This is a genomic window from Trichocoleus sp. FACHB-262 (assembly GCF_014696035.1).
Taxonomy (GTDB): Bacteria; Cyanobacteriota; Cyanobacteriia; order FACHB-46; family FACHB-46; genus Trichocoleus.
Genome location: NZ_JACJPK010000109.1, coordinates 24,734 through 32,200, shown reverse-complemented (window position 1 = coordinate 32,200; position 7,467 = coordinate 24,734). Strand labels below are relative to the sequence as shown.

Here is a 7,467-nt window from a genome sequence, read left to right as displayed (position 1 = left end):
AGAGTTCGCTCAAAGCTCTTTACTAGACTTTTACAACGCTCCATCCAAGCATTGGATCGTTCTATCACCCATCGAGCCACCGCAGGCACTTCGCCACTGAATGCACGTGCCAGTAGCCAGTTGAGTAGGGAGGCAAGTATGAAGGCAAGTCTTCCCAGTTACAACCGTTTTCAAGAACTAAAACTACAACCCCAGCGTACTATTTCCCTGATGTTGAAAGGGTAATACCAATCATCATGGTGCTTTGATTGGGGATGAGATTCCTTAGCGTACGATTTTTACAAATTCTCGCGTGACCCCTAGTTGTACTCTCCAGGAAGATCAGTTTTTCTAACAGTAACGCTGCCAACTTTCCTACCTGACATTCTCAATAATTCATCCCCTGAAAATTCAAAACCAAGCTTTAGTGCTATTCGCGCAATATCATCTGCGGTTGATGCTGCGACCACCTCGTTTTTAAGTTTAGGTTCAGACTGCATTTTCCTTAAAAATGCTTCGATTTGCTCAAAAGCCATATTTAAAATTTGCTCCTCGCTAGCTACTCGTAATATAAAGAAAAACAGCAGTATATTCTTTAAGACTAGCAGCACAAGGGTATCAAGATTCGGGGGAAAGATGATTATCGCGCCACCCTCAGAAACCTGATATTCTCCCATTCGTAATTTTGGTACTGGTCATTGGTTCCTTTGCCCTAGCATGGGTTGACGAGGGGCGCATCTAGTGGTTGGGGGAGTTGGAGGATAAGGTCAATGACTCCTGGGAGAACAAGGAATCGAAGCGCTGATTGACCCAAGCTAGACGCAGATGCGGCAAATGATTTAATCCCTGCTCACTCCATCGCATCCCAACGCCTTTGAAGCGCTGAGCAATCAGCCACTTACAAGCACTCTCAACCATCCCGGAGCCAAGCGGCCAACCCTGCTTTTTGAACTCCCGATAGCGCAGATGCTCCTGATGAGTGGTGAGATAATCATGCACTTGTTGCAACGTGGTTTTGGCAGATTCAGGAGTAGAAGGATAACGCAACAAGCAACTGAGTTCTTTTACAATGCGATGCACATAACCATGACGCAGTTGATGTCGTAGCCGCTCAAATCACGCTTGTGCAGTGCGATGAGGCACCGTGTTGCCATAGGCTTGAGCGGCTCGCCAGAGATGTCCTGAGGCATGGTAGAAATCCAAGATGCCCACTGCAACAGGTGCGAAGCTCTGCTCGTACAACCGTCAGAATCCCCGTGCTCCGTCACTGATCCACACGACTTGGGAAGTGCTCTCAAGGCTTTGTCGCCCTGCTTCAAGTTGCAGACGCACTTGCAGGGCATCTATCGTACCGAGTACAGCAACGAGGCGATACTGCCTCAACTCGGTTCTGGTTTTTCCCACTCGATTGGTTCTCGTACTGAAGCGAGTCAGCAAGCCCACTTTCACTTCTCTCCACACAATCTTGCCCTTGGCGCTCCTAGGAGTGGGACGCAGTGGCACCGTCACGCCATCCGCGGCAATTACCAAAGGCAAGGCAGCCAGAGCTTCATCAAGCGACTCAGCTTGAGGTGGATGTCCCTGCGCTAACGATTGCACTTCTGCTTCTAGATGCTGAATGGCTCGCTTGCCAAAGGTTTGCACCCACTGGCACAGCATGGCATCACTGAGGCGAACACCACTGAGTTGAGCTAGTAGCCCTGCGCCAACTCGAAGGGTAGAAGGACCGCTAAGAGACACCCCAAACGCATCAATTCTATCGAGGTTTGCTGATAAGGCTCGATGCCCAACTCTTGGTCAAAAGGAGCCCGCTGACTACCAGGACAATGATGCGGACATCGTCCAACTCGCCGTTTCCATTCCACCCATCCAACGAGGGTGAGCATCCGACGTCCCACCCAACCTTTGCTTTGCAGGGGATGAGCGCACTGAGCACAAAAACCCCAGGTCTTTTCTTGCTGAGCTCTCTGATGCAATTGTTGTTCAACTAGCACCTGAGCGACGTATCGTCCGATCTGCCAAGCTGTCATGACGAGGCTGGTAAGAGTGGTACTGGTTTGGAGCTTTTCGTCCCAGCATTGCCACACCAGAGCTTGAGAAGGATGAGATGAGTTGAGCGTTAACATGGAAGTAGTTTTTGTAGTTAGAGGGCAAACCAGCCAGGTTTGTCCTTTTTTGTGCTCTCTTCCATTTTCGCGAATCCATTTAGTACTCCCCCAACCACTAGATGCGCCCCAGAGAAACTATTCCACAAATATTAATTTTGTTCTGCCACTAGTTTTTCTTCTTTACTGGAACTTATTTTTTTCCACTCTCGTAATACATCAACATAACTGAGAACTCCTCGCAATCTTTTATCATCACCATCTGTCGTGTTACAAATGATTAGAGTTGACGGAGCATAACTGCCACTAACAGAACCTGAGAACTTATCAATACAGTTCTTCAGGGTTTGTCCAGGCATCGGAGTGTGCAGGCGATCAACAGGAGTCATAAAGTGTTGAACTCCCAAACTTCCCAGTTCATCAGCAAATGCTGGATGGTTATAGGCTATAACCTGAATATCTTCAACAAAACCAATCAACTTATCACTTTTGTCCTTGTCTACAACCGGCAGGGAGCGCACTCCAAAATTCTCCATGCGCATTAAAGCATCCCGAAGATAATGTGATTCATGCAATCTATATAAGGGTTCATTTGGAGAATCCAGCTTTGCAATCTCTTCGATAGTAGTTTGCAAGTAGTCTTCCTGATTCTTGATAAATCTTTTTAGAAGATCTGTATAAGAAAGGAATCCTAATAACTTCTTCCCTTCCATTACGGGAAGCCCACTAATGTAAATTCTTTTTCCACCGAGGTCATGTCTAGTTGAAAGTAAATCAACAGCCTTTGCAATAGGATCACTAGGTTTAATGCTGATCAAATCTTGGTCTAAAAAAAGATCTTCTATTCGCTTATCGCTCAAATTATCAACTAGACTAAGAAGTTTCATGGGACTGATAGTAATACCAGTTTCATCCTGAACTTCTTGTGGAATCAAAATATTGCCTGGAGGAACCAATTTAACTAAATCCCGCCTGCTGATGATCCTTGAGCATTCACCGGTTTTAGAATCAATTACAGGAAAGTGGCGAACACCCATTGTCCCCATCTTGTAATACAGCTCAGAGAAAAAAGCGTTCTTCTTAATACAACCCAACTGCTCAATGGGAGTCATAATTTTAGAAATTGGGTCAAATGCGGTAACATCCATAAAAAGACCTGCTACTTTCTGCGTAAAATTGAAAAAACTGTCATGAGTAGACAACGTAAGCACTTCAACATCTGATAAACTAATTCGCCTAGTCGAATCTATAAGTTCATCTATTCTAGAGTTACTTATTTCATTTGAAGCACGAATAAATACTATGCAGCACTCTTGATTGTTTTCTAATATCCACTTAACTTCTTTCTCAAATAAATAGTTAATAGGATTGAAAAGTTCATAATATTCATTAGGAATTATTAAAAAATGAAATTTTATAGAGTTAGAAATATTCGCCTTACTAGACGACTCATTTCTTTCAAAAACTCTTGGTGTAACTCCTAGTGTTTCAAGCGCTAGGTATAAATATTGAAAAGCAAATTTGTCTGAGGAAGAATAACTTACTGAAACAAATGAATCAAATTCTAATTCATTTGAATTCCCTAAGTCTTTAGCAATCAATCCTCGAAGTTTCTCGATAAGATTCCTCATATTTATCGGTAAGCCGTTACACATAAATATGGGCCATTTTCTCTATAATATATTCGTTTACAAACTCAGTAAATCTTTGTCTTGTCAGTTCAGAATTCACCATATCAAGAAATTCACAATTATTTGTACTTAAGAAAAGAAAAAAGTAAGCACAATGCTCGAATGGTGCTTTGCTTTTATAGCTCTGGCCTGAAAACTGCTTGAGAATTTCAAATCTTAAATCACTCTTTTCAACACAAAAATATTTATGCAGTTCTTTTTCTTCTAATGGAAAAATTGAAACTTTTTGAAGGAAAGTTTCAATTCTTTTTATTTCGAGGCTTAGGAAACTAAAATGCAGTTTTCTAGCCCATTCTAAGATAGTATTCTTTAAATCAGACTTGACTGGTAAGAGATTTGAATTATAGTCAGCCCAGGGATTTATAGTAACCAAATTTTCATTTCTTTTTTTTACATATTGAATAAAAACACCTAATTGACTTATAGCTTTAAGTTCTAAGATATTTTGAACTGCCAAAGATTTTCCAACTAGTTCAGACCAATTTGACACAATAGCCCCTGCTGGTACTGCACGCCCTCCAATAGGCTCTAAAACTTGAATACCAGGAACTGAAATTGTTCTCTCCCTTCTAATCGCAATCATTCCACATACGGCCTTAGTTTTCGTGTTAATCAAAGGAGAACCGCTAAAACCACGCCGAATATTTGCATCTTTTAAAGTAAGAAATCGACCTAATTCTGATAATCCTTCAGCTACTGGAGCTACGCAATCTCCAGTTTTATTGTTTTCTGGGTAACCATAAGCATATAAGGACTGTCCAACTGCAACCTCATCGTGGTCAAGAAAAGTACAAGGATGATCTTCGAGATCAATACTTAGTAGTGCTATATCCAAATCGTCTAAAGAACCTATAAGTCTAGGAGCAAATTCCTTACCCTTCCAAACAGCTTTGATTTCACTTTTAGACTCATTTGTATCTCCAAGAACATGATTGCATGTCAGAATTAAACCAGGAGCAACAAAAAAACCTGTTCCGTAATCATTTTTGCTTCTAAGTTCTAATGTACTATCCTGAATACACTGTTGAAAACCAGATTCGTTACTCTGCATCTTTTCTCACTAATAATTACTTATCCCATTCCAGAGTAATCTTGAAATTTACTTTGCCTGACCCCTGCCCTAGAACAGCAAGTATTTGTCCTGATTGATATTGAAGTTCAACACCAAATTCAACTGTTGATTTTGTTGGTTTTTCTTCAGAAAGACTTTTTACTAAATCTCTTGAAATTGCTGAAGATATTGCTGAGATAGCTTGAGTTACTTTCTCAAAAGACAATATTTTTCCTGATACTTTAGATTCAATCTCATCTCCCGTTGATTGATGTTCTGAAGTGGAGCAAGTCGCTTCAACCAGAACAGTAACTCCCTCAATATCAAGTGGTACTACCGCTTGCATGCTTTGCATATATCTTTCCTCAAACTTAGTTTTTTTTGCGCACTTCAAAGATAGTTGAAACTATTTCAATTCATGTATCAATTTCTTCAAATTTTCTGTAACTGCCTCTAGCGGTTGAAAAGCATTTACTGGAGTTAAACGCAGACAATTAGTATAAAACTGAATAAGCGGTTCTGTTTCTGCATGATAAACTCTTAAACGATTTCGTAGAACTTCAGGAGTATCATCTGAACGTCCTTGTTCTCTCGCTCGGTTAGCTAACCTATCTACTAAAACAGCCTCTGGAACTTGATCCAAACTAATTACTAAGTCATACTCAGGCTGTTTCATTCCTAGTAGCAAACCATCCAAAGCACCTGCCTGATAAAGGTTACGAGGAAATCCATCTAAAATCCATCCTTCCTTAGCCTCTTTTTCAGCCAGCTTTTCCTCAACCATTTCAAGAACTAAGCTGTCAGGTACTAGCTCACCTTTATCCATATACGATTTTGCCTTTACTCCAAGAGATGTTTTTTGTTTGACGTTTTGGCGCAATATATCTCCTGTGGAAAGGTGAGGAACTTCTAAGAAACCTGCCAAAATAGCTGCTTGCGTTCCTTTGCCTGCTCCAGGCGGACCCAAAAAAATTAGTCGCATGACACTGTATTCCTTGTAGTTTTTATACCGATTTTTTCTCCTAGTGCTTAGATTGCCCAAAGTTGACGATAAATATCGGCAAAAAAGAAAATTAAATTGGCTCTCATAAAAGCATGCAGATTTTGTATAAAGAGATACAAACTATGAAGTTAGGGTGATAAACTTTTATTTAGGTATAGGCAGTCTTACTCTATAAAAAACAGAGATGCTTAGGGGGTCTCTGAAGGCTTTACAGACCTGCCTCGGCAGTTTCAGGACATTTCTTCTGTTCTTTACAAAAGATCAGTATCTAGGGTGAAAGTAGCGAATATACCGCTTGTATTAGCGAATTTATTAGAGAAAACCCTGCGGATCTTGAAATTCAGTCTTACCCAAGATCATAAAATTTGATACTCTGTCTACTGATGAACAAAGAGGGAAGATTTCACTTTCGCTCGTTTACTTGTCAACAGAATCAGCGAAGATACTGACTTGTAAATCGCTTCAAAGGACGAGAAATCGTTAGCAGGCTAAATGCGATTTTCATCGGTATTAGTAGCAGAGATCGCCCGCATCTCCCCTAACACTCTCCTAGAATAGGCTAATCAAATGGGTACTATCATTACCACAGGTTCGACCAAGACGGGGGGGTGAGAGTTAGTTGTAACTCTTTTTTTGTAGATTAGTGTAACTGGTGCAACCGTCTCGGCCCTTGTTTAACTTTACTGCCATGCTAATCAAGGTTCTATATAGAAAGGACTCAGGCACTAAACCTGAGTCCTTTCTATGTAAATTTATCTGAATTTTATTTGTCTTTGGCTCCAAAGTAGTAACCAAAGGCAGCCCCCAATAGGGTTGTTTGAGGGGGAATAACTAACAAAAGTAAGTCTTTTAAGGCAGACTGGTTAGCTTTAGGGTTGAAGATAACCAATGCCATCATTATGAAAGTAGCCAAAAGAGAACAACTAAAGAGCCTCAGTAGCCACATTGATAAATTTGTTCGTGTTACCTCTCGTTGTTGTTCTAAATGGTCTTTAATATCTTGGGTAGTTCTAGGACTCAGAGGTACATCTTGAACATAGTCAGAAAGCTGAAGGTGTTCTCCTATTTCTAGTGGGGGGGTTGGCGAGTGCGTAGCTATAACTGTAGGTTGGGAAGCCTCATTACTAGTTGAGTTATCTTCAAAAAAGTCAGACATTAGACAGCCTCTTGCTTGGGAGAGTTTCAAGAAGCTGCTCACCTTTTGCCTACCTAAAAATTACTTCACGAATTTCCTTGTCAGGCTTCTGAAGTAAAACTTTAGACCCTTGAAGTCTCTCTTGCAAAAGATATGCTTCTGTGGCAATCGCCTTACGAAGCGCCTCATTCTGCGAGATACCTTGGGTTTCGGCAAGAGACTCCAACAACTGAGCAACGTCACCAGGCAAACTGACTGACATACGCTTATGTGTTGGAGCACGAGCAGCCCCTTCTAAAGACGGGTTGATTGTCATTGCAGCTAATCCTCAAGAATCACAAAATAGTGCGAAGTTCGAAAATAGTATGAAATGCGAAAATAGTGCGAAATGGGTCTATACGGCGATCAGGACTATAGTCTGAAGACTCTTACCTGCTAGTTAACGTCGTCCCTTTAGATATCTGTGCTTTTCCACATGTATTTGTCCCTTTAGATGTCTGTGC

Annotated in this window: 8 protein-coding genes and 1 pseudogene; 1 reads left to right on the top strand and 8 read right to left on the bottom strand. The window is 41.2% G+C overall.

Annotated elements, in window-relative coordinates; translation table 11 throughout:
• A partial coding sequence (locus tag H6F68_RS29900; protein WP_399315270.1) for a hypothetical protein occupies positions 1-225 on the top strand: 225 nt, incomplete at its 5' end.
• Positions 226-299: 74 nt separating this feature from the next.
• On the opposite strand, the gene H6F68_RS29895 is transcribed toward H6F68_RS29900, so the two are convergent.
• The 8 genes and pseudogenes from H6F68_RS29895 to H6F68_RS27175 all read right to left on the bottom strand — a co-directional run bounded on the left by H6F68_RS29895 (position 300) and on the right by H6F68_RS27175 (position 7,280).
• Positions 300-656: a Nif11-like leader peptide family natural product precursor gene (locus tag H6F68_RS29895; protein WP_399315268.1), complete on the bottom strand. Its 357-nt coding sequence runs from the start codon at positions 654-656 to the stop codon at positions 300-302.
• 61 nt (positions 657-717) lie between these two features.
• Positions 718-2,105 (bottom strand): annotated as a pseudogene (locus H6F68_RS27205) (ISKra4 family transposase).
• 131 nt (positions 2,106-2,236) lie between these two features.
• The gene (locus tag H6F68_RS27200; RefSeq protein ID WP_190563936.1) at positions 2,237-3,685 is read right to left on the bottom strand and encodes a CBS domain-containing protein; all 1,449 of its coding nucleotides are present in this window, start codon (positions 3,683-3,685) and stop codon (positions 2,237-2,239) included.
• Between the two features lie 46 nt (positions 3,686-3,731).
• Complete coding sequence (locus tag H6F68_RS27195; protein WP_190563934.1) at positions 3,732-4,826, bottom strand: serine protease; 1,095 nt, start codon at positions 4,824-4,826, stop codon at positions 3,732-3,734.
• 16 nt (positions 4,827-4,842) lie between these two features.
• Positions 4,843-5,181 carry a CU044_2847 family protein gene (locus H6F68_RS27190; RefSeq protein ID WP_190563932.1) on the bottom strand — a complete coding sequence of 113 codons (339 nt, stop codon included), beginning with the start codon at positions 5,179-5,181 and terminating at the stop codon, positions 4,843-4,845.
• Between the two features lie 51 nt (positions 5,182-5,232).
• Positions 5,233-5,808, bottom strand: coding sequence for an adenylate kinase (locus H6F68_RS27185; protein ID WP_190563930.1), 576 nt, complete (start codon positions 5,806-5,808; stop codon positions 5,233-5,235).
• Between the two features lie 784 nt (positions 5,809-6,592).
• Positions 6,593-6,985 (bottom strand): hypothetical protein, encoded by a 393-nt coding sequence (locus H6F68_RS27180; protein WP_190563929.1) that lies wholly within the window; start codon positions 6,983-6,985, stop codon positions 6,593-6,595.
• A 49-nt stretch (positions 6,986-7,034) separates the two neighbouring features.
• Positions 7,035-7,280 carry a CopG family transcriptional regulator gene (locus H6F68_RS27175; RefSeq protein WP_190563927.1) on the bottom strand — a complete coding sequence of 82 codons (246 nt, stop codon included), beginning with the start codon at positions 7,278-7,280 and terminating at the stop codon, positions 7,035-7,037.
• Positions 7,281-7,467 lie beyond the last annotated feature (187 nt).

What these genes read in the sequence shown, in the direction of transcription:
- H6F68_RS27180 (WP_190563929.1), bottom strand. Translation starts at nt 6,985, where the DNA reads ATGTCTGACTTTTTTGAAGATAACTCAACTAGTAATGAGGCTTCCCAA.
- H6F68_RS27190 (WP_190563932.1), bottom strand. Translation starts at nt 5,181, where the DNA reads ATGCAAAGCATGCAAGCGGTAGTACCACTTGATATTGAGGGAGTTACT.
- H6F68_RS29895 (WP_399315268.1), bottom strand. Translation starts at nt 656, where the DNA reads ATGGGAGAATATCAGGTTTCTGAGGGTGGCGCGATAATCATCTTTCCC.
- H6F68_RS27185 (WP_190563930.1), bottom strand. Translation starts at nt 5,808, where the DNA reads ATGCGACTAATTTTTTTGGGTCCGCCTGGAGCAGGCAAAGGAACGCAA.
- H6F68_RS27175 (WP_190563927.1), bottom strand. Translation starts at nt 7,280, where the DNA reads ATGACAATCAACCCGTCTTTAGAAGGGGCTGCTCGTGCTCCAACACAT.
- H6F68_RS27195 (WP_190563934.1), bottom strand. Translation starts at nt 4,826, where the DNA reads ATGCAGAGTAACGAATCTGGTTTTCAACAGTGTATTCAGGATAGTACA.